23 protein-coding genes and 1 pseudogene are annotated in these 24,362 nt (G+C 62.1%); 8 read left to right on the top strand and 16 right to left on the bottom strand.

Annotated features, from left to right (window positions below; genetic code table 11):
• Positions 1 to 37: 37 nt before the first annotated feature.
• Positions 38 to 1,885 carry a dihydroxy-acid dehydratase gene (gene ilvD / locus DFP86_RS12345; RefSeq protein ID WP_133681639.1) on the bottom strand — a complete coding sequence of 616 codons (1,848 nt, stop codon included), beginning with the start codon at positions 1,883 to 1,885 and terminating at the stop codon, positions 38 to 40.
• 212 nt (positions 1,886 to 2,097) lie between these two features.
• Between ilvD and lgt the strand changes: the two genes are divergently transcribed.
• Positions 2,098 to 2,952, top strand: coding sequence for a prolipoprotein diacylglyceryl transferase (gene lgt / locus DFP86_RS12350; protein WP_133681641.1), 855 nt, complete (start codon positions 2,098 to 2,100; stop codon positions 2,950 to 2,952).
• Positions 2,953 to 3,039: 87 nt separating this feature from the next.
• On the opposite strand, the pseudogene DFP86_RS19855 reads toward lgt, so the two are convergent.
• Positions 3,040 to 3,087: pseudogene (locus tag DFP86_RS19855) on the bottom strand (YSIRK-type signal peptide-containing protein); the annotation flags it as partial.
• Positions 3,088 to 3,237: 150 nt separating this feature from the next.
• On the opposite strand from DFP86_RS19855, the gene DFP86_RS12355 reads away from it, so the two are divergent.
• On the top strand, positions 3,238 to 3,495 hold the full coding sequence (locus DFP86_RS12355) for a hypothetical protein (RefSeq protein WP_133681643.1): 258 nt from the start codon (positions 3,238 to 3,240) through the stop codon (positions 3,493 to 3,495).
• A 23-nt stretch (positions 3,496 to 3,518) separates the two neighbouring features.
• Here the strand turns inward: DFP86_RS12355 and DFP86_RS12360 are convergent, their stop codons facing one another.
• Complete coding sequence (locus tag DFP86_RS12360) at positions 3,519 to 4,427, bottom strand: LysR family transcriptional regulator (protein WP_133681645.1); 909 nt, start codon at positions 4,425 to 4,427, stop codon at positions 3,519 to 3,521.
• A 96-nt stretch (positions 4,428 to 4,523) separates the two neighbouring features.
• Here DFP86_RS12360 and DFP86_RS12365 point away from each other — a divergent pair, with 96 nt between their 5' ends.
• The 3 genes from DFP86_RS12365 to DFP86_RS12375 all read left to right on the top strand — a co-directional run bounded on the left by DFP86_RS12365 (position 4,524) and on the right by DFP86_RS12375 (position 9,110).
• On the top strand, positions 4,524 to 5,993 hold the full coding sequence (locus DFP86_RS12365; protein WP_133681647.1) for an MFS transporter: 1,470 nt from the start codon (positions 4,524 to 4,526) through the stop codon (positions 5,991 to 5,993).
• 247 nt (positions 5,994 to 6,240) lie between these two features.
• Positions 6,241 to 8,142 (top strand): M14 family metallopeptidase, encoded by a 1,902-nt coding sequence (locus DFP86_RS12370; protein ID WP_166642255.1) that lies wholly within the window; start codon positions 6,241 to 6,243, stop codon positions 8,140 to 8,142.
• Positions 8,143 to 8,339: 197 nt separating this feature from the next.
• The gene (locus tag DFP86_RS12375) at positions 8,340 to 9,110 is read left to right on the top strand and encodes an MBL fold metallo-hydrolase (protein ID WP_166642256.1); all 771 of its coding nucleotides are present in this window, start codon (positions 8,340 to 8,342) and stop codon (positions 9,108 to 9,110) included.
• A 19-nt stretch (positions 9,111 to 9,129) separates the two neighbouring features.
• Here the strand turns inward: DFP86_RS12375 and DFP86_RS12380 are convergent, their stop codons facing one another.
• Entirely contained in the window at positions 9,130 to 11,049 is a 1,920-nt protein-coding gene (locus DFP86_RS12380; RefSeq protein WP_166642257.1) for a bifunctional diguanylate cyclase/phosphodiesterase, read from the bottom strand.
• A 140-nt stretch (positions 11,050 to 11,189) separates the two neighbouring features.
• Between DFP86_RS12380 and hemG the strand changes: the two genes are divergently transcribed.
• Entirely contained in the window at positions 11,190 to 11,825 is a 636-nt protein-coding gene (hemG, locus tag DFP86_RS12385) for a menaquinone-dependent protoporphyrinogen IX dehydrogenase (RefSeq protein ID WP_133681653.1), read from the top strand.
• Here the strand turns inward: hemG and DFP86_RS12390 are convergent.
• From DFP86_RS12390 to DFP86_RS12440, 11 genes are all read right to left on the bottom strand, one after another.
• A complete protein-coding gene (locus tag DFP86_RS12390; protein WP_133681655.1) occupies positions 11,776 to 12,258 on the bottom strand; it encodes a heme-degrading domain-containing protein in 483 nt (160 codons plus the stop codon). The genes hemG and DFP86_RS12390 overlap by 50 nt on opposite strands.
• A 122-nt stretch (positions 12,259 to 12,380) precedes the next feature.
• Positions 12,381 to 13,409: a patatin-like phospholipase family protein gene (locus DFP86_RS12395; RefSeq protein WP_133681657.1), complete on the bottom strand. Its 1,029-nt coding sequence runs from the start codon at positions 13,407 to 13,409 to the stop codon at positions 12,381 to 12,383.
• A gap of 65 nt (positions 13,410 to 13,474) precedes the next feature.
• Positions 13,475 to 14,302, bottom strand: coding sequence for a formate/nitrite transporter family protein (locus DFP86_RS12400; protein WP_133681659.1), 828 nt, complete (start codon positions 14,300 to 14,302; stop codon positions 13,475 to 13,477).
• A gap of 376 nt (positions 14,303 to 14,678) precedes the next feature.
• Positions 14,679 to 16,166, bottom strand: coding sequence for an exopolyphosphatase (gene ppx, locus DFP86_RS12405; RefSeq protein ID WP_208108323.1), 1,488 nt, complete (start codon positions 16,164 to 16,166; stop codon positions 14,679 to 14,681).
• A 102-nt stretch (positions 16,167 to 16,268) separates the two neighbouring features.
• Entirely contained in the window at positions 16,269 to 16,973 is a 705-nt protein-coding gene (phoU, locus tag DFP86_RS12410) for a phosphate signaling complex protein PhoU (protein WP_133681661.1), read from the bottom strand.
• Between the two features lie 92 nt (positions 16,974 to 17,065).
• Positions 17,066 to 17,725, bottom strand: coding sequence for a ribose-5-phosphate isomerase RpiA (rpiA, locus tag DFP86_RS12415; RefSeq protein ID WP_133681663.1), 660 nt, complete (start codon positions 17,723 to 17,725; stop codon positions 17,066 to 17,068).
• Positions 17,726 to 17,817: 92 nt separating this feature from the next.
• The gene (gene ispF / locus DFP86_RS12420) at positions 17,818 to 18,303 is read right to left on the bottom strand and encodes a 2-C-methyl-D-erythritol 2,4-cyclodiphosphate synthase (protein ID WP_133681665.1); all 486 of its coding nucleotides are present in this window, start codon (positions 18,301 to 18,303) and stop codon (positions 17,818 to 17,820) included.
• Complete coding sequence (ispD, locus tag DFP86_RS12425; RefSeq protein WP_133681667.1) at positions 18,300 to 18,983, bottom strand: 2-C-methyl-D-erythritol 4-phosphate cytidylyltransferase; 684 nt, start codon at positions 18,981 to 18,983, stop codon at positions 18,300 to 18,302. The genes ispF and ispD overlap by 4 nt, the downstream gene beginning before the upstream one ends.
• The gene (gene dnaQ, locus DFP86_RS12430; RefSeq protein WP_133681669.1) at positions 18,980 to 19,699 is read right to left on the bottom strand and encodes a DNA polymerase III subunit epsilon; all 720 of its coding nucleotides are present in this window, start codon (positions 19,697 to 19,699) and stop codon (positions 18,980 to 18,982) included. Before dnaQ ends, ispD begins: the two co-directional genes overlap by 4 nt.
• Positions 19,700 to 19,735: 36 nt before the next feature.
• Positions 19,736 to 20,176, bottom strand: coding sequence for a ribonuclease HI (rnhA, locus tag DFP86_RS12435; protein ID WP_133681670.1), 441 nt, complete (start codon positions 20,174 to 20,176; stop codon positions 19,736 to 19,738).
• Complete coding sequence (locus DFP86_RS12440; protein WP_133681673.1) at positions 20,173 to 20,904, bottom strand: class I SAM-dependent methyltransferase; 732 nt, start codon at positions 20,902 to 20,904, stop codon at positions 20,173 to 20,175. The genes rnhA and DFP86_RS12440 overlap by 4 nt, the downstream gene beginning before the upstream one ends.
• A gap of 21 nt (positions 20,905 to 20,925) precedes the next feature.
• Here DFP86_RS12440 and gloB point away from each other — a divergent pair, with 21 nt between their 5' ends.
• Positions 20,926 to 21,696, top strand: a complete 771-nt coding sequence (gene gloB / locus DFP86_RS12445) for a hydroxyacylglutathione hydrolase (protein ID WP_133681675.1) — start codon at positions 20,926 to 20,928, stop codon at positions 21,694 to 21,696.
• A 452-nt stretch (positions 21,697 to 22,148) separates the two neighbouring features.
• A complete protein-coding gene (locus tag DFP86_RS12450) occupies positions 22,149 to 23,756 on the top strand; it encodes a lytic transglycosylase (protein WP_243729386.1) in 1,608 nt (535 codons plus the stop codon).
• Positions 23,757 to 23,835: 79 nt separating this feature from the next.
• On the opposite strand, the gene dtd is transcribed toward DFP86_RS12450, so the two are convergent.
• Positions 23,836 to 24,291 carry a D-aminoacyl-tRNA deacylase gene (gene dtd, locus DFP86_RS12455; protein WP_424991631.1) on the bottom strand — a complete coding sequence of 152 codons (456 nt, stop codon included), beginning with the start codon at positions 24,289 to 24,291 and terminating at the stop codon, positions 23,836 to 23,838.
• Positions 24,292 to 24,362: the final 71 nt, after the last annotated feature.

Here is a 24,362-nt window from a genome sequence, read left to right on the forward strand (position 1 = left end):
GCCGGGTCGGTTCGTGCAGGCACGCGACGGGCGTACTTTAACGCTTTTCCACTTGGCTGACATCCCGTACCGCGCCGGTCGATGCCGAAGTGGTCATGGCGGCATAGGCGCGCAATGCCGCGCTGACCGGCCGGTCGCGCTCGGCCGGCCGCCAGCCCAGGGCGTCGCGCACGCGGCGACGTTCGGCCAACACCTCGGCGTCCAGCGCCAACTCGATACGGCGGGCGGGGATATCGATACGGATCGGGTCGCCCTCTTCCACCAAGCCGATCGCGCCGCCCTCGGCGGCTTCGGGCGAGACGTGTCCGATGCTCAGCCCGGAGGTGCCGCCCGAGAACCGGCCATCGGTCAAGAGCGCACAGGCCTTGCCCAGTCCTTTGGATTTCAGATACGAGGTCGGGTACAGCATTTCCTGCATGCCCGGCCCACCCTTGGGGCCTTCGTAGCGGATCACCACCACGTCGCCGGCGACAATGCGGTCGTCCAGAATCGCCGCCACCGCCGCCTCCTGGCTCTCGAACACGCGCGCGCGGCCATCGAAACGCAAGATGCTGTCGTCGACGCCGGCGGTTTTGACAATGCAGCCATCGGGCGCCAAGTTGCCGAACAGCACGGCCAGACCGCCATCCTGGCTATAGGCCTCGGCGCGGCGGCGAATGCAGCCGCCGGCGCGATCCAGATCCAGCTCGGGGTAACGCATGCTCTGGGAAAACGCCATCGTGGTCGCGATGCCGCCCGGCGCCGCGCGATAAAAACGCATCGCGGTCTCGTCGACGCCATCGCGCGCCACATCCCATTGGTCGAGCGCCGCGCCCATTGTCGGGCTATGCACGGTCGGCACATCGCGCGCGACCAGACCGGCGCGGTCCAGTTCGCCCAGGATCGCCATCACGCCGCCGGCGCGATGCACGTCCTCCATATGATATTTCTGTGTGGCCGGCGCCACCTTGCACAGGCAAGGGACGTGACGCGAAATGGCGTCGATGTCGGCCATGGTGAAGTCCACCCCGGCCTCGTGCGCCGCCGCCAGCAGATGCAACACCGTATTGGTCGATCCGCCCATGGCCACGTCGAGCGACATGGCGTTGGCAAAGGCCTGGCGCGAGGCGATGGCGCGCGGCAAGACGCTTGCGTCCTCGCCCTCGTAGTAGCGGCGGGCGAGATCGACGATCAGCCGGCCGGCGCGCAGGAACAGCTCCTTGCGGTCGGCGTGGGTGGCCACCAGCGAACCGTTGCCCGGCAACGACAGGCCCAGCGCCTCGGTCAGGCAGTTCATCGAGTTGGCGGTGAACATGCCGGAGCAGGAGCCGCAAGTCGGACAGGCGGAACGTTCCAACTCGGCCACTTCAGCATCCGATACCGCCGGATTGGCGGCCTCCACCATGGCATCGACCAGATCGAGCGCGCGCGTCGTTCCGTGCCAGTCGACCTTGCCGGCCTCCATCGGGCCACCGGAAACGAACACCACCGGAATGTTCAGCCGCAGGGCCGCCATCAGCATGCCCGGCGTGATTTTGTCGCAATTGGAAATGCACACCAGCGCGTCGGCGCAATGCGCATTGACCATATACTCGACCGAGTCGGCGATCAGGTCGCGCGACGGCAGGCTGTAGAGCATGCCGCCATGGCCCATGGCGATGCCGTCGTCGATGGCGATGGTATTGAATTCCTTGGCCACGCCGCCGGCGCGCTCGATCTCGCGCGCCACCAGTTGGCCGAGATTTTGCAGATGCACGTGGCCTGGCACGAACTGGGTAAACGAGTTGGCGATGGCGATGATCGGCTTCTGAAAGTCTTCATCCTTCATGCCGGTGGCGCGCCACAGCGCGCGGGCGCCGGCCATGTTGCGGCCGGCGGTGGAGGTGCGGGAACGATATTCGGGCATGACTCATCCTTGCTGTATTCATCAGAAAACGGCGGCGTGATCAAAACCATCCGGGACGATGGCTGGGTGGGCCATGCGTCGGACGGCGTCCGGGGCCATGGTCATGCGGCGGGACCCGACATCGCATGCGAGGGTGATCGCACGCGACGTTATGCAACGCTTTCCGTATAATCGGTCTCATCTCTTTTACCGCAAACACCCACGGCTGACAAATGATCATTCATCCGCAATACGATCCCGTCGCAATCAACCTTGGTCCGCTGGCCGTGCATTGGTACGGCCTGATGTACATGGTCGGCTTCTTGCTGTTCGTGCTGTTCGGCAACCGCCGCATCCGCGCCGGCCGCAGTTTCATGACCAGCAAAATGCTCGACGATCTGCTGTTTTACGGCGTACTCGGCGTGGTGCTGGGCGGCCGGCTGGGCTATGTGTTGTTCTACAAACCCGGCGAGTACCTGAGCCATCCGCTGGACATCCTGCGCGTCTGGCAAGGCGGTATGTCCTTCCACGGCGGCTTCCTCGGCGTGCTGCTCGCCATGTGGCTGTTCGCGCGCCGACATGGCAGAAGCTTTTGGGACGTGGCCGACTTCGTCGCGCCCTTGGTGCCGCTAGGCCTGGCGTTCGGCCGCATCGGCAACTTCATCAACGGCGAATTGTGGGGGCGCGTCACTCGGCCGGATGCGCCTTGGGCCATGCTGTTTCCGCAGGCGCAACAGGCGGATCGCGCCTGGGCGGCGACCCACCCCGAATGGGTCGACACCTATGTCAAATACGGCGGCCTGGCGCGCCACCCCTCGCAGTTGTACGAGTTCGCACTCGAGGGGCTCACCCTGTTCTTCATTCTATGGGGCTATAGCGCCAAACCGCGCCGACGCGCGTCGATCTCGGCACTGTTCCTGATCGGCTACGGCGCCTTCCGCTTCCTGGCTGAATTCACCCGCGAACCGGACGATTTTCTCGGTTTGCTGGCCGCCAACCTCAGCATGGGCCAGTGGCTGAGCCTGCCGATGATCGTCGCCGGCCTGGCGCTGTGGGCCTGGTCGCGCCGGCAGCCGCTCGGCGACTAAATGTCAGCGCCCCGCTTCGAACCGCCCTCGCCTCGCGCGAGGGTTTTTTTTGTGCATGGGGGTCGGTGTAGCGGCTTCAGCCGCGATTTACTTGCGGCGGCCAATCGCGGCTGAAGCCGCGCCCACGGAGAATTTTCAGCATTTTCTGACGGTCGCGCTTGGTTGTCTGTTTCTATCTGGCTGGGTAAGGTATGCGGTGCGGCGTTTGCCGCAAGAGGCGCGGGCCCGGGGTGTTCTCAGCACCGTCGAGCCCGCTAACCACACCAAACTTCATGGGAGTTCAGAATGGCTACTCAAGAGCTTAATCCAGCCCCAGTCTTTTTTCCAAACCAGGATTTCCGCCAGCAGCAGTTACTTTCCCTGATTTCCGTGTTGTGTTTGCCGCGTGGCAGTCGTCCAAATTCCGACGAGTGCCGTTTGGTGGTCGATAGCCGCTTGCCGTGGGCGTTCGAGTCGATCGATGGCAGCACTTCCTGGATGTATCTACCCAAGGCCGCGCGCGTGCGCGAGGTGGCGGGTTGCCTGGTGCTAACGGCCGACTGACGGCCTTTCCCGGAGGCGGAGGGCTAAGCCCTCCGACCGTTTTCCTGATCCCAAGGCGCCAGCACGGTCGCCAGTTCGTCGAGAAAAACCCGCACCTTGGCCGGCATCAAGCGGCGCGCCGGCAACAGGGCGTAGACGCGCATCGGCGCCACGCCGAAGGTCGGCAGCACCGGCACAATCCGCCCGTCGGCAATCTCGCGCCGACAGTAATAACTGGACAACAAACCGACGCCGAGTCCGGCCACGACGCCGTTCAAACGCATGCCGACATTGTGCGCGCGCAGGGGACCGGCGGGATGGATCGTCTCGATATTGCCGTCCGGCGCCTGCAGTTGCCAGACCGGCTCGTCCGGACTGATGACAGCCGGCCAGCCTGCCAGATCGGCCGCGCGACTGGGCGTTCCCAGGCGTTGCAGCAGCGCCGGCGCGGCATAGAGTCCGCGCGCGATACTGTAGATCCGGCGCACCACCTGGCTGGAATCGGGCATCGCCCCCTGCTGGAGACGAAACACGATGTCGTAATCCTCGCTACGCGGATCGATCAGGTTCGATGTGAGTTCGATTTCCGCTTCCAACCCCGGGTAGCGCAATAGCATGTCGTTCAGCACGTCGCCCAATCTGAGCACCCCCAGCTCATAGGGTGCGGCGATGCGCAAGATGCCCTGCGGCCGCTCGTGATGCTCCGCCGCCTGCGATAAATGCGCCTCGATGCGCTCGACCAGCTCCGCCGTCTGTTCGCGTAACTGCACGCCGGCCTCGGTCAAGCGCAGGCTGCGCGTGCTCCGTTCGAGCAGGCGCTTGCCCAGGGCGACTTCCAGGCGCGCGACCGCCCGGCTGACCGAGGTTTTGGGCAGCGCCAGACGGTCGCTGGCCTTGGTAAAGCTGCGACAGTGCGCCACGGTCAGAAACACTCGCAGGTCATCGAGGCTCATTGTTTCACCAGTGAAATAGTCAATGCCATATTACCCATTTATTGAACCGATAATACACCTTAGCCTAGAGCATCTCTTGCCTACCCGCTGCTCTCGATGGTTTCTTTCGCTCGACGCCGCCGTCATTTCATCGGTATCGCCACCGGCCTGATCACCGGCTTGGATTTTCTGGCCAATGCCACCGTCAACTTTGCCGAATCCTCGATCCGAGGCGGCATCGGGGTCTCGCCCGCGGATTTTCTCTGGGTGCTCTCCGCTTATGCGGTGGCCGGCGCCGGCATGATCCTGTTGCTCGAGCGCCTTGGCCGGGTCATGAGCTACCGCACTTTGCTGCTGTCGGGCACGGTATTGTTCACGCTGGGATCGATCGGCGCCATGTACAGCCAGTCGCTGCCGGCGTTGATTGCCGCACGGCTGCTGCAAGGACTGGGCGGCGGCCCATTGCTGACCTGTGCGCGCATCCTGCTGCAGATCTCGGTCCCGGCCGAACGCCGCCGTCAGCAACTGCAAGGATTCATGCTCGGACTCTTTCTGTGCGCCGCGCCCGGCCCGTGGCTGGCCGCGCGCCTCATCGAATCGGGCGATTGGCACGCGCTGTTCGCCTTGCACGCCGCCGCCGGCGTGCTGGCGCTGATCATCGGCTGGGCGATCCTCCCCAAGCGCGCTCACACCACGCGCGCCATCGGGCATATCGACGGCTGGGCCGCCCTGGCCTTCTGCCTCGGTGTGCTGTTGTGGATGGATACCCTGCAGGGCATACGCTACGACTGGCTGAATGCCTCGACCATCAATCGCCTGCTGCTGGCGCTCGGGCTGTTCGCCGGCTTCGGCTGGCGCCTGCACCGCCACAGCGATCCGTGGTTGAAACTGGGGACGCTGGCGAGCCGTCGTTATCTGACCGGGCTGGGGTTCTATACCCTGTACTACCTCATCAACGGCGCGGTCACCCTGGCCGTACCGATGTACCTGCTGGCCGGCGAAGGAATGGATCTGGCCAGCGCCGGCGCGCTACTGACGGTGGGCGGTCTATGCACGGTGCTGATGCTGGCGCTTTATTTCCGCTTGGCTGCCCACCTGCCCGACCGTCGCTATGTCATCGCCGCCGGTTTTATCTTGTTATCGGCGCTACTGCTGCGGCTCGCCGCCGATGCCACCGGCGCCACGCCCTTCGCGACCCTATTGCCGATCATGGCATTCAAAGGTTTATTCCCCGTCCTGGTGGTCATTCAAGTGGCGGGCCTGGCTTTCCGCGAATTCAAACAGCAGGATTTCATGCACGCCTATGCCATCAAGAATGTGCTGCGCTTATTGGCGAACACCCTGGGAACCGGCATCGCCAACCTTTACTGGCAGGATGTCGCCGCCGGCGCGCGCAATACGCTGATCGAACGGTTCGACCCGTGGTACGCGACCTTCTCCATGCAAGGAGAGGCCTCGCTGGCGCACTGGTCGCAAATCGTCGATCAGCAGGCGGCGCTGATCGGCGCCATGCACACCTTCACCGTGCTGGCGGCGCTCAGTTTCGCCGGCGCGTTGCTGGTTCTTGGGCAAAAGACACTGCGGTGACCGGCGGGCCGGACATGAATAGCATAGGCAGAAAATCGCGCCGTACTGAGTGTCATAAAAACTTCATGCCAAGCTGTAGTCGGTTGACTACCATCAAAATTCAGCGATTTAGCACATGCTGATATACACGACCCCGCGTTACTCTTGGCATCCTGAACGCGGAAGTCGGGACTACCCCCCGCCCTCTCGCACAGCGACACAGCGCGCGATCCGCCTGTGAACCGACACAACAAACTGGGAGTCAGGTATGAAAAAACTACCGCTTTGCATGCAGCTGACCATGCTGGCCTCATTGCTGGCCAGCCTTCCGGCCTTCGCCGTCCCCACCGCCCCCGACTATGTCGACGACAACGCCTATCTGGCGGCGGCGCGTAAACACATCCTGCCGCCGGACATCCCCTGGAGCGGCAAGAGCGAACAATTCATCGCCGCGAAGACCGACCCGTTCGTCAGCCCAATCGAAGCCTCCGATTTCCAGCACACCCCGACCTATACCGAAACCCTCGACTACCTGAATAAGCTGCAGGCCGCCAAGCCGGGCCTGATCAAGGTGGCGAGCTATGGCGAGACCACCGATGCCGGCACGCCGTTCACCATGGTGATCGTGTCGAAGTCGTCCGATAAGTCGGCCGCCGGCCTGAAGGCCTCGGGCAAGCCGACCATCTACGTCGAAGCCGAAATCCATCCGGGCGAAGCCAACGGCAAGGATGCCGGCCTGATGATGATCCGCGACATGACCGTCGGCGGCAGCCAAAGCGCACTGCTCGACAAGATCAACCTGATCTTCGTACCGGTGGTGAATATCGACGGCGACCTGCGCAACGGCAAGTACGGCCGTATCAATCAGAACGGCCCGAACAACACCGGCTGGCGCGTCAATTCGCGCAACCTCAACCTCAATCGCGACTTCACCAAGCTCGACAGCCCGGAAATCCGCAACGTGGCGCGCATCCTGGGTGAGTACGATCCTGACTTCTTCATCGACACCCACTCCACCGACGGCGTGATCTACCAGTACGACGTGACCTATTGCGGCAACGGCATGGGCTGGGCTAAGAACGGTTCGATGTGGATGGACAAGGTGATGACGCCGCGCGTGTTCGCCGAGCTGAAGGATTATGGCCATCAGCCGAATGTCTGCATCAGCATGAACGATAACGAGGACATCACGCAGGGCTACTACCCGTACTACAGCGACTACGCGCGTTTCTCCAACCAGTACGCCGACATCCGCGGCATCCCCGGCATCCTGGTCGAACTGCACGCGCTCAAGCCGTACCGTCAGCAAGTGCTGGCCAACTACACGCTGTACAAGTCGATCTTCGAAGCGGTGGGCGACAACAAGGACAGCCTGCGCGACGCCATCGACAAGGACCGCGCGGTACGCGACGACAAGGTGACGCTGACCTGGAAGATGCCGGACGGCAAGGCGCCGCTGGTCGATTTCAAGGGCGTCAAGTTCACCAAGGAACTGTCGCCGATCACCGGCGACAAGATCGTGCACTGGACCAACCAGCCGATGGACTACAAGATCCCCTACACCGCTCAGACCGAGCCGGATCTGGTGGTACCGCGTCCGAAGGCCTATGTGGTGCCGGCGCAATGGCATGAAGTGATCGACCGCCTCAAGGTACACGGCATCCAGATGACCACGCTGAACGCGCCGGCCACCTACGACGTCACGGTCTACCGTCTGGAAGACGTCAAGCTCGGTACGCCGTTCGAACCGGACCGCGAATCGGCAGACAAGATTCCGGGTTATGAAGGCCGCCTGCTGATCACCGGCAAGCCGGTCGCCGAACATCGCAAGGTCACCTACCCGGCAGGCTCGGTGGTGATCGACCCGAACCAGCGCCTGGGCGTATTGGCCATGGATCTGCTGGAACCGGCCAGCCCGGACTCCTTCTTGAGCTGGGGTTTCTTCAACGCCAACCTGACCTCGGCCGAAGCACCCGAAGCCTACGTGATGGAGCCGATGGCTCGCGCCATGCTGGCCGAGAGCCCGGCATTGCGTCAGGCCTTCGCGGAAAAGCTGAAGAAGGACAAAGCCTTTGCCAAGGATCGCAACGCCCGTCTGAACTGGTTCTACAACCAGACGCCGTTCGCCGACAGCAACCGCTACATGTACCCGGTCGGCAAGGTCGAGTAAACTCGGTCGAAGTCTGACAACGGACGGCGGGGCGATACGCCCCGCCGTTTTCGTTAATTACGACGTCATCCTTATCCAGCAAGGATTTGCCAACTGCCTGCGTAATTTGTTGCACGAATCTTTAAGGCTTTGTCATGCGCTGCCCGGTCAACTCGGCTACAATGATCACGGCAAGCACTACATTCACAGGACCCCTCATGATTGTCTCCGTACTTGGTCACTCGGCCGGCGTCGGATCGATGGCCGCCATCTCCTGCCTCCGCATCGATACCAGCACACTGCTCGACTGCGGCAGCGGCGTGGAAACCTTACAGGAGAATAGCCTGCTGGCCGTCGAGCGCATTTTGCTGACGCATTCGCACTTCGACCACTGCGGCGGCCTGCCCGCCCTGCTGACCTGCCATGCCGAACACGGCGGCCGCGGCATCACCGTCCACACGCAACAGGAAACCATCGACGAATTGAAGGCAGGTCTGCTGGCCGAGCCCGCCAATCAGCACCTGCTCGGCGCGCTGGATCCCCAGGGGCAGCCCTTGTTGCGCTTCGAAGCCATTGAAGTGGGCGACGCCATCCCGTTGTCCGATGGCATGGCCACCGCCCTGCCGGCCCAGCACATCGTGCCCGCCGTCGGCTGGGTGATCGAGGGACCATGGCGCGCGCTGGCCTACACCGGCGACTCGGCCCTCTGTCCTGCATTCTGGCACTGGGCAGCCAATGTGCCGTCGCTATCCGACATCATCTGCACCATCACCTCCTCGAACACCGAGCTGGATCACGCCAAGGCCGAAGGCCTCATGACGCCGGGCGCCCTGCTGTCGATGCTGGAAGTGATCCCTCCCGGCGTGCAGATTTGGATCAACAACCTGGATGGCGCGGAGCGCGAACAAGCGTTGGCCGAGATGAAACTCATCGCACCGCCCAATCTGAACATCGCCCAGTTGCAACTTAGCTCGGTCATCGATCTTTAAGCGGCCCTGACGGCGGCGCTCATCGTACTGCCGGGCCCGTCAGGCAATGCACGCCAAGGGCCACCAGCGCTTCTAGATCCTCACGCGCAGTCACGCCCTTGGCCTCGATTTCCATCGCCATCAGCGAAGCCATCTGCAACAGACCGCGTACCAGCGCCGCCCGACCCTCGTCGGCATGAATGCCCTGGGTCAGGGCATGGTCGAGCACCAGGTAGGCAATGCCGGCTTCGTGGGTTCTGGCCACCAGACCCAGATCGTGCCCCTGAATCTCCACCGCGACCTGGTGCCCCGCCGAGCGCACGGCCTGACAGAAATTAACGAAGCTATCCCACTGTTCGTCCAACCCGGTTTCATGGAACTCGAAATTGATCCGGCGCGTCGGATGGACTTGTAATTGCGCCAGCACCCCGGGCAGAAAATCGTCGTGCGCCAGCGAGGCGGGCGAGAAGTTGATGGCCAGCCGGCCGCGCGGCCCGAGCGTCAGGGCCAGTTCCAGAGTGAGCAGATCGATCTTGTGTGCCAGGCCAAGCCGTAGCGCATGCGCAACCAGGCGCAGCGCGCTCATCTGCGACAACTCGCCGCGCGCCGGACGGAACAGCATGCCCTCCTGCCACAGCACACCGCCGTCCGGATGGCAAACCGGATACCAACGCAATTGCAGCGAGCCATCGCAGCAAACCAGATCCAACAACTGCTTCCAGTCGTGATCGTTGACCGTGGCGTCGGGTAATGGATCTCCCAAGTCGACTTGCCAACGATTGAGCGCGCCGGTCTCCGCCTGGGTTAGCGTAAGGCTTGCGCGCCGCAATACCTCGTCTGACGCATCGCCGCTATGGAAATCGGTCAAGGCGATGTGTCCGACGCCGGGCCGGTCGGTCAACCCCATGTCCTGATAGATGTCCCAGGCAGCGCACAACTCGCCGGCCAGTTGCTTCGCCGAGTCGCTGGCCAACTCGGGACAGAGCATGGCGAAATCGGCGCCGCGCAAGCGCGTGGCCATCCAGCCACGGTTTGCCTGACAGTGCGCCAACAGATCGTCGGCGACGCGCTTGAGCAGCGCATCGGTGCGCCGCGCCCCCAGACGCTGATTGAGTTCGGCCAGGTTCGCCACTCGCGCGAGCAGCAGAAAGCCGCTGACAGGATCGTCCTGCGGCATCAACAATCGGGTGAAGGCCTGGTCGAACGCCTCGCGATTCGGCAATCCGGTACTGCTATCGGTCAGCACCGCCAGCCGGGTGCGGTCCAATTCGTCGCGCAGGCCGTCCAGATACAGCTGCAGACGATCGACCATCTGGTTCATGGCATAGGCCACTTCGGCCAACTCGGGAATGCCGGGTACCGGCAGCTTGTAGAAGCGTTGCTCGCTGATGGCGCGCGCCTGCCCGACCACGGCCAGCAATTGACGCCTAAGGCGCCGGATGTCGAAAGCCCCCAGCAAAGCGGCGGACAGGCCGATGACGCATAACCAGAGCACCGTCTGTAATGCGCTCTGCCAGAGCGTCAAATACGCCAGGGCGGGCTCGGCGAATACCACGATGCGCCCGGCCGGCTCGCCATCGCGCCGCACCGGCGCGATACCGGGCGCCGGCGCCAGCGGCAATAGTCCGACGAACCAGGGGGGGACGTCGCTCAGCGGAGCCGGCATCCGCAGCCGGATCGCCGCATGGCCCGCGGGACTCTCCCAGCGAACTTCAGCGACATCGCCGCGTCCAACCGCCGCCTTGAGCATGGCCAGATCCAAGGCCCGGTCCGCCGGTCGTTGGCTCAACGTCAACGCCAAAGCCTGGGCGGTATCGCTGCTCTGCATACCGAGCTGTTGCACCAGGTAATGGCGCGCACTGAGCAGATTGGCGATCAATGCGCCGCCGATCGACAAGGCGACGACCATCAGCAGCAAGGTCGACAACCGCTGGGTCAGGGAAAATTTTGTGGTGCTCACGGCCATGCCCCTTGCAACGCAAAATGCTTAAAAAACCATATAGAATATGGTGATAATTTAGAATGCATTCTATGCGAAAAAGTATGGCCTTGCTGGGCTCTCTGAGGGGGGCGTTCGGGCCGTCAAATGTGCCACCGACTATGACAGATATACTGATTCTGTATTCCACTACGGATGGTCATACCCATGCCATCTGTCGATATGCCGAACAAATTTTAAAACAACATGGCTACACGGTAAGCATCGCCGACTTGGCCGCCCCGCCCCCGCTCGTCGCGCAGCGCGCCGTACTGATCGGCGCCAGCATCCGTTACGGCCGCCACCAGCCGGCGGTCGCGGCCTTTCTGCGGCAACGGCGCGACTGGCTGCAAGCGCGGCCTTGCGCCTTGTTTTCGGTCAGTCTGACAGCGCGCAAGCCCGGGCGAGACCGAGTGGCGCGCAATCCATATCTACGTCGGCTGATTGGCGAGATCGGCTGGCAGCCGGCGCTCGTGACGGCATTCGCCGGCAAGTTGGACTACCCGCGCTACCGCTGGCTGGATCGCCAAATCATCCGACTGATCATGTGGTTGACCGGCGGTCCCACCGATCCGGCCACAGTGCGCGTATTCACCGACTGGCAGGCGGTGGCGGCGTTCTCGCTGGCGTTGGCGCAACGGTTGTGCACAAATGAAAACGGCGCCGCCTCCACACGGGAGACGGCGCCGTCGGCGCTCGGGGCGAAACTCAGGCGCCGACCGCTTCGCGGCCAAGCTGCTCGGCCAACACTTCGATGATGATGTTGTGATCCTCGCGTTCCTGCATGCCCGAAACCACGATCGAGCCAAGATAGCCGGTGTGGGACACGGTAATCGGGAAGCCGCCGCCGTGGCAGGCGTAATCGCGCGTCGGCAGGCCCATCTTCTGCTCCAGCGTCTGACCGGAAATACGGCATTGCAGGCCGACGGCATAGGAACTGCGGCGCATCATCTCCACCACATTGCGCTTGCGGCGCGCCCAATCGGCGTTGGCCGGCGTGGTGCCTGGCATGGCATGGTAGAAAAGGATTTCGTCGCCGCGACGAATATCGATCACCACGGCGGCACCGCGTTTCTGGGCTGCAGTACGCAATGCCACGCCCAATTCCCAGGCGGCTGCGGCGTCGAAACGCGGGAAAACCAGTTCGATTTCCTGTCGCAGAATTTGCTGCAACTCTTGATCAAGTCCCATTTCAATCTCCGGGCACATTGAGGTGCCACTGTTCAGATGGTGTGTGCTGGGCTAACGTCGCCATGCAAAAAGAATATCACGCATGGCTAATAGACAGCAATAACATGCCAACCACGCCAGCCTCATTCGAAAAACATCGCCCGGATATCGACGCTCGACGTTCGACCGACTTGGTCGCGATGGCGCGCAAGCCATGCCTGGGTCCGTGCTCGGCCGGCATCGCGCAGCCACAGCAGAAAGGGCGCATGCGCCAAGGCTCTGCTTGAGGCATCCAGCTCCGCCAGAAATTCCTCGGCTTCGATCAGATGAAAGCGGGTGCCAAGCAGACGACGTTCCAGACGGCCATGCCAGGGGCTGGACTCGGCCGCCATGTCGCGCAAGAGCGCGAACAGTCGCATTTCGCGTAGAAACGCACTATTGAAACCCAGGTTGAGTATGCGCTGGCGAATACCCTCGGCGCTCTTCGGCGTTTCGCCGTGCGTCATCGGCGCCAGCAGCACCAGCAGGATATCCGGCGTACGGCAGAAGCGAATCAGCGGAAACACCGCCGGGTTGGCGGCAAAGCCGCCGTCCCAATAATCCTCCCCCTCGATGGTCACCGCTTGCTGCAAGCTGGGCAGACAGGCGGAGGCCAATAGCGCGTCGGCCGATAGCGAACGGTGGTCGAATAGACGAAGACGGCCGCTATTGGCGTGCGTCGCGGCGACAAAAACCTTCACCTTGGATGCGCTGCGGATGCGCTCGAAATCGAATAACTCTTCGATGATGGTGCGCAGCGGATTGTAGTCGAGCGGATTGAGTTGATACGGCGAGAACCAGCGTGTGAATTGCAGCGCCACTTGCAGACCGGGCGGCACGGTCAGGTCATCCGCTGCCGGCCGCGGCTGCACCATTTCCGGCGGCAGCGTGCTGCCGACGCGTTGCCAGAAGGCGTCCAGCGTATCGCGGGCGGCCTGTGCACCGCCGGTGGCCAAACCATGTGCCACCGCCACGGCGTTCATGGCGCCGGCACTGGTGCCGCTCAAACCGTCGAAACGAAAGCAGTCGGCTTCAAGCAGTGCGTCGAGCACTCCCCAGGTGAAGGCTCCGTGCGCACCGCCGCCTTGCAAGGCAAGGCTGAGCTTGGGGCGGGGATCGCGGCGTCCGAACATGGCATCTCCAGATTGCTGCACCGCAGCAATCATGGCACATCATTCGGTACGCCACAACCGGCGAATCAAGAGTGAGCGAGTGCCGCCTCTTGCTTGGACAGGGAATGGCCCACCTCTTCCAGCGTATCGCGTTCCAGGTAGAAGTTAAGCGCGGCCACACCGATCGCACCGCCGGCGATATTGCCCAGTGTCGCGGGAATCAAGTTATGCAGCGTATCGGCCCAGTCGGGGGTGACACCCGCCGAGGCGAACCAGCTCAGGCTGAAGAAGGCCATGTTGGCGATACTGTGCTCATAACCGCTGAAGAAGAAAACGAAGACCAACAACATGGTCATCGCCAACTTGGCCATGTCGTTGCTCAAGCGCAGCGGCACCCAGACGGCCAGGCAGATGATCCAGTTGCACAGTGCGCCTTTCCAGAAGATCGCCCAACTGTCGGCATGGACTTTGTGGCCGATCACGTCGAACAACAGGTGATTGGCCGGCAGATGCGATAGCGCGCCGGTCTGGGCATACATCAGCGCCAGCAACAGGGCACCGGTGAAATTGCCGGCGTAGACCAAGAACCAGCTCTTGCCCAATTCCTTCCAGCTCACGCGGCGCGACAGCAGGCCGACGGCCATATACATGACATTGCTGGTGAACAGCTCCGTCTTGCTGACGATGATGGTGCACAGCGCGGTGCCGAAGAAACCGGCGCTAGCGGCGTAATACATCGGCGAACCGGCCAAGTGCAGCGCTTGCCCGAGCAATAGACTGACAATCAATACCACCGCAATCAATCCACCGGCCATCACCGCGCTCAGGAAGTAGCGCAACGGCGAGGAATTCATGACTTGGCGCTTGCGCGCCGATTCTGCGACGACATAGGGAAGAGGATTGCTGGCTGCCATAATCACCCGTTTAAGCGGCCGGATCGGCCATTAAATTACAATACTGAGAACACATTCGCCAACGAATGAACGAGCGCAAACGAACATTTTCGCTCGCGAAGACCCTCGCGCGCGCAAAAGTGTCGAAGATCGCGCCAATCGGCAAATCTACAATGAGTTAGCGCAGTCAGATTAGCCCAGGACCGCATCGCCAAGTTTGACTTTCGACAAAAATGACGTTCGTTTTTAATCATTTTTTTCGAAAAAGAAAAAAATGCTGCGCAAAAACGACAAAGCCCATCCTGTGCGGACGGCGGATGGCCGGCATGCAAATTCGGAGGGAGGCGAGAAGAGAAAGGTGCGGGCGGGCACCGCGACGGGCGCCCGCCTTACCGGATTAGACTTGCTGCAACTCCAGCAAGTAGCCGATGTTCTTCCACTGGCTGACTTCCTGGCGGATGGCGCTGGCGGTCAACGGATTGGCGCCGAGCCAACCGCTGTCGACCGTCAGGGCAAAGCCGCGCGCATGCGGCTTCAAGTCGAGTGCGGGCGGCAGAGCGACCTCGTTGCGGCTGCGATAGAACAACACGGCGATGCGCAGGCTGACGATGGCGCGCCAAAGCGTCTGATCGTCGACATAAGGCAGGATCTTGCCCATATCGCCGCGATGCCCAAGCACGATCTGACCGAGCGAGTTCTGCTCGCGTTTGGAGAAACCCGGCATGTCGGCGTATTGCAGGATGTAGGCCGAATGCTTGTGGTAGGCGGTATGCGCGATGGACAAACCGATTTCGTGCAGCCGCGCGCCCCAAATCAACAGCTTGAGCCAATCCTGATCCAAGTCTTCGCCGCACACCTTGCGGAACAGGCTTTCGGCAAGCCAGGTCACGCGCTTGGTTTGCTCGGCATCGACGTGATAGCGCCGGCAGAACTGGCTGACCGTGGTCTCGCGCATATCGTGTTCGCGCTGGCGACCCAGCAGGTCGTATAGGACGCCATCGCGCAGCGCCCCTTCCGCCACGGTCATCTTGCTCACGCCCAGCTCTTCGAAAATGCCGATCATGATGGCCAGCCCGCCGGGTAGCACCGGCGCGCGGTCGGCTTTCAGCCCGTTGAGCACCACGTTCTTGACATGGCCACGGCGCAGCATCTCCTGCCGCAGCTGGGTCATCCCTTCGAGCGTAATGTCCGCCGAGGTGTAGTCGTTGATTTCCAGAATATCGCGCAGCGAGCGCGCCGTTCCGGAAGTCCCGACCGCCAGTTGCCACTCTTCCGGCCGGAACGACTGGCGGATGCGTTGAATTTCGTTACGCGCCGCCAGTGTGGCGTCGCGGAATTGGCTCTTGCCGAGCTTGCCGTCCGGGAAGAAACGCAGACTGAAACTGACGCAGCCCAGCGGCAAGCTCTCGGTGACCAGCGCCCGGTATTGGCTGCCGATGATGAATTCGGTGGAACCGCCGCCGATATCGACCACCAGTCGCCGTTCGCGGGTCGCCGGCAGCGAGTGCGCGGCGCCGAGGTAGATCAGGCGGGCCTCTTCGCGGCCGGCGATGATTTCGATCGGAAAACCCAACAGGGCCTCCGCGCGCTCGATGAACGCAGGGGCATTCTTGGCCACGCGCAGGGTGTTGGTGCCGACCACGCGCACCTGCCCGGGGGCGAAGCCGCGCAACCGCTCGCCGAAACGCGCGAGGCAAGCCAGCGCCCGTTCTTGCGTATCGGTGTCGAGTACTTTATCGCTACCGAGACCCGCGCCCAAACGCACGGTATCTTTCAAGGCATCGAGGGTGTAGAGCTGGTCGTCGACCAAACGGGAAATCTGCAGCCGGAAGCTGTTGGATCCCAGATCGACCGTCGCCAGCACATCGTAAGGAAGTGATTCGATTGTCAAAGTCGCCCCTTCGGCGGAGGGTTCCAAAATCTTGCACGCATAAAAAAAGCGGCAACCGAATGTTACCGCTGTTTTACCGGAGCCGTCACCTCCGTCTCATGACCCGCTCGCGGCACTGAGCTTGGCCTCGGGGGGCAGGTGGCGGATATCGGTCCCTTTGACCAGGTAGACCACGTATTCGGAGATATTGGTGGCATGATCGCCGATGCGTTCGATCGCTTTGGCCATGAACAGGGTGTCGATCGACATGCTGATGGTGCGCGGGTCTTCCATCATGAAGGTGATCAACTGGCGCAACTCGGCGTTGAAGTCGTCATCGAGTCGACGGTCTTCGCGTTCCAGCTCTTCGGCGGCGGAAACGTCCATGCGCGCGAACGCATCCAGCGCGCGGCGCACCATGCCGAGTGCCACATCCGACATTTTGCGGATTTCGCGGAAACGCGGCACCTGGTAGCGCTCGGTCTGGTAGATGGTCTTCCCCATGCGCGCGATCTTCTGCGCCTCGTCGCCGATGCGTTCGAGGTCGGTGATGGTCTTGATGACCGCGATGATCATGCGCAAGTCGCCGGCGGCGGGTTGACGCCGGGCGATGATGTGCGTGCAGTCGTCGTCGATGGAGACTTCCATGGCGTTGACCTGGGCATCCTGATCAACCACTTTTTGCAGTCGCTCGATGTCGCCCGCCATCAGCGCCTCGGTGGCGGCGCGGATCTGCTGCTCGACCAGCCCGCCCATCTGCAGAACGCGGGTGCGGATGCTTTCGAGTTCGAGATCGAACTGCTTGGAAGTATGTTCAGCCATTTACGCCTCATGCGCTTAAAACAGGTAAACGCGGATTCTAAGCCGGCCAGATGACAGTCAGATGACAAGTCATGCCGGCCGGCGCACGGAAATTACTTGAGCACGTCCACGCCGTTTTGCCGGCCGAGCAGCAGCACGTCGGCGCGACGCTTGGCGAACAAGCCGTTGGTGACCACGCCGGCGATCTGGTTCAGCGTTTCCTCCAATTCGACCGGCTTGGCGATCTTCAGACCATGCACATCCAGAATGATGTTGCCGTTGTCGGTCACGAAGCCTTCGCGCAGCTCGGGATGGCCGCCGAGTCGCACCAGCGCGCGCGCCACGAAACTACGCGCCATCGGCACCACTTCGATCGGCAACGGAAATTCGCCGAGCATTTCGACATACTTCTTCTCATCGGCGATGCAGATGTACTGGTCGGCTGCCGCGGCTACGATCTTCTCGCGCGTCAGCGCACCACCGCCGCCTTTGAGCATGTGCAGGTAGTGGTTGATTTCGTCGGCGCCATCGATGTACACCGGCAACTCGTCGACGGTATTCAGATCGTACACCGGGATGCCGTGCGCCTTGAGGCGCTCGGTGCTGGCATTGGAACTGGACACGGCGCCCTTGACACGCCCCTTGATGGTCGCCAGTTCCTCGATGAACAGATTGACGGTACTGCCGGTGCCGACGCCGATGATGGCGTTGTCCGGGACGTATTCCAGGGCCTTCTTGGCCACTTCGCGCTTGAGCTGGTCTTGCGTCAACATTCAACAATCTCCCGTATTGCAATCATGGTTTCGTACAGCCCGATTTCATTATCCCATACGGATGAAATAAGGCACAGCATATCGTCTATCGGTCATGCTTCGCGCGAAAGCAGGCAAACGGCCTGGGTTTCGATGGCTTCCTGCCGCCCCAGGTAGCCCAGCTTCTCGTTGGTCTTGCCCTTGACGTTCACGCACGCGGGGTCAAGCGCCAGGATCTCGGCAATGCGACGGCACATGGCGTCGATGTGGCCGGCCAGCTTCGGCGCCTGGGCGATCACGGTGGCATCGATGTTGACCAACTGCCAACCGGCGTCGCGCACGCGCGCATAGGCCTCGGCCAGCAGCATCGCGCTATCGGCGCCCTTGAAGCGCGCATCGGTATCGGGAAAGTGCCGGCCGATATCGCCCATGCCGGCCGCGCCCAACACCGCGTCGGTGATGGCGTGCAGCAACGCATCGGCATCGGAATGCCCGAGTAGGCCGAGCGCGTGCTCGATGCGCACACCGCCCAGTATCAATGGACGGTCCTCGACCAGCCGGTGGACATCGTAGCCTTGCCCCACTCGCCATTGCGTCATGCTTTTCTCGCCTCCAGAATCGCCCGCGCCAAAGGCAGGTCGCGCGGCCAAGTCACCTTGAAATTGCCCGCGTCGCCCTCGACCAGGCGCGGCTTGAGTCCCATGCGCTCGATCGCCGAGGCCTCATCGGTCACGCCGTCCGACAACTCGCCGGACAACGCCTGCGTCAACAAGCCGGCGCGGAACATCTGCGGCGTCTGTGCGAGCCACATGCCCTGGCGCGGCAACGTCATGGCCACCCGGCCATCGCGATCGGCGCGCTTGACGGTATCGGGGATCGGCAACGCCAAAAGGCCGCCGACCGGATCCTCGCCGACCTCGGCCAACAAGCGATCGACCATGGGCACCGACAGACAGCAGCGCGCGGCATCGTGCACCAGCAACCAGTCCTCGGCGGCGAGGCTCAGCGCCTCGATACCGTTCTTCACGGTATCCGCGCGCGTCGCGCCGCCGACGCGGTGCACCGTCAACTTGGGCAACGCCCATTCATAGTCGTCGAACCATTCGTCCCCCGGCGACAGAATCAGCGCCACTTCGTCGATGGCCTCGACTTGGCACAGCGTGGCCAGCGTGAACCACATCAACGGCCGGCCGGACAGTTGCAGATATTGTTTAGGGCAGGCCGCACCGAAACGCGTGCCGCTGCCGGCCGCCGGCACCAGAGCGACATAGCGCGTCATGCCGCGCCCTCCCCGCTTTCCAGCGTGCGCCACAGGCAGCTCCCCTTGACGATCTTATCCAGATCGTCGAGATAGCCCCGATGCTCGGCCAACTCGGCGCCGCCGGTGGCGAGCACGGTCAGCGGCTTGCGCTCGAAACCGGCGCCGTGCTGCAGATCGAGCGGGCCATCGTCCAGGTCGATATCCATGGCCAGGCTCTCCTGGCCCCGGGTCATCGACAGATACACTTCGGCCAACAGTTCGCAGTCGATCAGCGCACCGTGCAACGTACGGTTCGAACGATCGATGTCGAAGCGGTCGCACAGCGCGTCCAAGTTGTTGCGCTTGCCGGGAAACTGGTCGCGCGCCATGGCCAGGGTGTCGATGACGCCGGCGCACAACTGGGTCACCGGCGCGATGCCGATGCGGTCGAATTCGGCATTGAGAAAGCCGACGTCGAACGGTGCGTTGTGGATGATCAGTTCGGCGTCGCGAATGAAATCGACCACCTCGCGCCCGGTCGACGAGAAACGCGGCTTATCGGACAGGAAATCGAGCGAAATGCCGTGCACCCGCTCGGCATCGGGGTCGATGGCGCGATCGGGATGGAAATACAGGTGAAGATGCCGGCCGGTCAACTTGCGGTTGACCATTTCCAGACCGGCGAATTCGATGATGCGATGACCCTGCGAGGGTTCGAGACCGGTGGTTTCGGTATCGAGAATGATTTGTCTCATGCAATGCACCTGCGCTGCCGTTGCGCGGCAGTAAGATTACAGAATGGACTCGACGCCGCGATTGGCCAGCGCGTCGGCCCGTTCGTTGAACTCGTGGCCGGCGTGCCCCTTCACCCAGCGCCATTCGACCTGGTGCCGCTCGCGGCTTTGATCGAGCAGCTGCCACAGGTCGGCGTTCTTCACCGGCTCCTTGCTGGCGGTTTTCCAACCGCGCTTCTTCCAGTTGTGGATCCACTCGCTGATGCCGTTCTTGACGTATTGCGAGTCGGTATAGACCACCACCTTGCAGGGGCGGGTCAATGCCTGCAACCCGGCAATCACAGCCTGCAATTCCATGCGATTGTTAGTGGTGTCCGGCGCGCCGCCGAACAGCTCCTTTTCCAGACCGTTGTAGCGCAAGAGCGCGCCCCATCCGCCGGGGCCGGGATTGCCCTTGCAGGCACCGTCCGTATAGATTTCTACTTGATGTTCAGTCATGCCGCGTTATCTGATTGCTTGGATACCGGCTGATGATGGTCCTTATTACCCACAATCAGCCCCGCCTTGGCTTTGCGCCACTTTGGCATGATGAGGCGCATGCCGCGCCGCCGCTTGACGGCCTCGATACCGTAAACCCCGGCCGCCAGAGGCCACCAGCGGTCGCCGGCCGACTCCATGAATCGACAGTTTTCCAGCCAGTCGCTGCGCTCGAACGGTGGCGCGTAAGCCAGAAAGGCGCCGCCATCCGCTTCGAGTTCGAGCAACGCCAGCCAGTCCTTGATCCGTGGCAGCGGCAAAAAATTCCCGCGCCACGGCGCGTGAAAGCGCCCCTGGATCATGCGCCGCACGCCCCACAGCGATACCGGATTGAAGCCGGTCAGCACCAGCCGACCGTCCGGCACCAGCACGCGCTCCGCCTCGCGCAGCACCACATGCGGATGCTCGGTAAAATCCAGCACATGCGGTAAAGCGAGCAGGTCGAGGCTGGCGCTGGCAAACGGCAGTTGCCGAGGGTCGCAAAGCACTTGGGCATCGCTGCCTCGACCGACATGACATTGCCAAGGGATACGGTTTTCGCGTAAAAAATCAACCTGCGGCACCCCGACTTGCACGGCATGATAGCCGAACACATCGGCCACGGCACGATCGAAATACGCTTGTTCGCGTATCAGCAAATACCGGCCCAGCTCGCTCTGCGTCAACCACTGGGAAAATGAGTTGATCATCTAGGAAGGTCTCTGAACACCATGCTCGCGCTCTCTTCTGTCTCGGCATTTTCCGACAATTATATCTGGGTTTTGCATGATCGGTCGGATGCGCTCGCGGTCGACCCCGGCGATGCCGGGCCGCTCTTGGCCTTTCTCGACCAACACCGGCTGACCTTGCGCGCCATATTGATCACGCACCGTCATGCCGACCATATCGGCGGTCTAGCCGAGTTGTCGGCACGCTATCCGAAGGCGCGAGTGATCGGTCCCGCCACCCTGTCCGACGCCAGCGAACCGGTCGGCGCCGGACAGACCGTCTCGGTGCTCGGCCTGGATTTCGCGGTGATGGCGGTGCCCGGGCATACGCTCGACCATCTGGCCTACTATGCCACGCCCTGGCTATTTTGCGGCGATACCTTGTTCGGCGCCGGCTGCGGCCGACTGTTCGAAGGCACAGCCGCGCAGATGCTGGCATCGTTGCGGCGCTTGGCCGCTCTACCGCCCGAAACGCTGATTTGCCCGGCACACGAATATACCGTGGCCAATTTGCAATTCGCACGACAGGCAGAGCCATCCAACATCAATATAAATCAAAGACTTGCACGAGACAAAGCTAAGCGAGACCAGCATCGCTCGACCTTACCTTGTCAACTGGCAGAAGAATTGGCCACCAATCCATTTTTACGTAGCGATCAGCCGTCTATCCGCCAAACCATTGAACAGAAAGAACAACGGATATTTTCCAACGATGAGGAAATATTCGCTGCACTGCGACGCTGGAAAGACGGTTTCAAAGTGCAAGATGTGTGATCGACGCGCCCGGCGGGCACAAGTGCCCGCTGCGCCGATCGCGCCCCCTTCACGTCCACAAGGCGCGTCCGGCAAGGATCCGCCCCTTCCAGCTCGGCAACCCCGCCGCATACCGTCGGATTGTCAGACCAAACCGACGATCAAACAATAATTTAGCCAGGATCGCACCGGCACCGAACGGCCATATTTTTGATGATCTAATTAAATAATTCCTGATCATGATCATCGAATTGACGCTATGCGCAACGGTATGATTCATAGCCAAATACCCTATTCACCATTATTGAGACGCCCGTCTGGCTTGCTATTGCGCCAATAGATGCTAAAACCTTATGAAATTGTTTGTGTTTTTCAGGTTGACACACCCAATTGCGGTAGTTAGCATCGGCCGAAAATCAGAATTCTGGGCCCGCCAAATGAAAAGATTCAAACCATTGGCACTTGCATTGTCTATGCTCTTTGCCGCATCCGGGGCGGCAAAGGCCGCCGACGGCATCCTGTCGTTCGCCGCCAGTGCCAATCAGGGACTAGCCGCCGGGCTGGACATGATGCTGCAAAACGCCAGCCAGCTGCGCAACGGCGACAACGTCTGGGAACGCCTGCGTCAAGGCTTTCAGATGTCGAGCGTCAACGACGAACTGGTTCAGCGCCAGACCCGTTATTACGCCAGCCACCCCGATGCTTTCAGACGCACGCTCAACCGCGGCAACAAATACCTGTTCTACATCCTGAGCGAAGTCGAACGCCGCGGCATGCCGACGGAAATCGCACTGCTGCCAATGGTGGAAAGCGCATTCATCCCCACCGCCACCTCGCCGGTGGGTGCCGCCGGCCTGTGGCAGTTCATGCCGACGACCGGCCGCCAATACGGTTTGGAACAGACGTGGTGGTATGACGGCCGCCGCGACGTCACCGCCGCGACCACCGCAGCGCTCGACTATCTGCAGACCCTGTACACCCAGTTCGGCGACTGGAGCCTGGCGCTCGCCGCCTATAACTGGGGCGAAGGCAACGTGGCGCGTTCGATCGCCCGCACTCAGGCGGCCGGACTGCCGGCCACTTACGAAAACGTGCGCATGCCGGCGGAAACCCGCAGCTATGTACCCAAGCTGCTGGCCATTCGCAATCTACTGGCCGATCCGGACAGCTTCGGCGTCCGCCTGGATAAATTCCCCAACAAACCCTACTTCGTTGCAGTGACGCCTGGCCGACACATGGACATCGCGCTGGCCGCCCGACTGGCCGGCATTTCCGTCGGTGAATTCATGGAGCTCAATCCGGGCTTCAATCTGCCGGTCTACGCCTATAAGGCGGGCCGCCAGATGTTGCTGCCGACGAAATCGGTGGATCGCTTCCAGGCCAACCTGGCGACTTGGACCAAGCCGCTCTTGACCTGGCAGGTCTACACCCCGAGCGGCGACGAGTCGGTAGCCAATGTCGCGGGCCGGACCGGTATGTCGAGCGCACAGCTGCTCACGGTCAATCATTTGAGCGGCGGCACGCTGCCCGCCGGCCGACCGATCCTGGTCGCCATGAAGAATGGCGTCGACGACATCAAACCGCTCACAGTGGCCGATACCCAGGTTGCACTGGCGGATCAGACGAACGGCACGCCGGCCTCGGTCGAGAGCGCCGCTGCCGTCAAGGCGCCCGCCCCCGCGACGCCGGCCATTCAGGTAGCCAGCAATACCGCGGCGCCGGCCATTCAGGTAGCCGGCAATACCGCGGCGCCGACGCCGCCCGCGACCGTAGACCCGATCGCCGCGCTGGCGGTCGAACCGATCCAGTTGGCCAGCAACGACGCGGCAGCCAAACCGGCCGCGCCGGTGGCGATCAAGGTCGCCATGGCCGACCCCGTTCCTCAGATGGCCCAAGCATCGGCGACCCAGCACACTGTCGTGGCAGGCGATACGCTCTATAACATCGCTCGCCGCTATAGCTTGTCGGTGGCGGAACTCAAACAGCTCAACGGCCTGATCGGCAACAACGTGCGCATCGGCCAAACGCTGCTGCTCAAGCCGCGTGCGACGCAGCAGGTCAGCGATGCCAGCGGCAGCTGACTGGTAACATCCGCGCATTGCCTTCGGCGAATGCACGCTACCACTTCGTAGCGTGCGTTCACGAAGCAACACACTTACCCTATTCGGGATTTTTGCTGTCGAGCCAGAGCGTTACCGGTCCGTCGTTGACCAAGGCGACCGCCATGTCGGCGCCAAAGATGCCTGTCGGCACAGCCCGATTCAACGTTTCCGCCATGCGTGCGACGAAGCGGTCGAACAGCGGACGGGAAATATCGGGCGCCGCCGCGCGCGAATAGGAGGGGCGATTGCCCTTTTTCATGCTGGCATGCAAGGTAAATTGACTGACTGCCAGCACCTCGCCCTCGATATCCAGCACCGAGCGATTCATCACCCCCTGCTGGTCGTTGAAAATGCGTAATTGGCTGATCTTGCGGCACAACCACTCGATGTCCGCCTCCTCGTCCGCGGCCTCAACGCCCAGCAACACCAGGATCCCCTGACCGATCCGCCCGGTCTCCGCGCCTTCGACCGTCACGGCGGCGCTGGACACCCGTTGCAGCAATGCTCGCATCATTTTCCCTTTTTTCGAAACCAAACAGCTTATAGAATGCCAGACAATTTGCCAGTCAATCCAATGAAGGAACC

Origin of the sequence: Paludibacterium purpuratum (genome assembly GCF_004363805.1) — a bacterium.
In the GTDB taxonomy this organism is placed as follows: Bacteria; Pseudomonadota; Gammaproteobacteria; order Burkholderiales; family Chromobacteriaceae; genus Paludibacterium; species Paludibacterium purpuratum.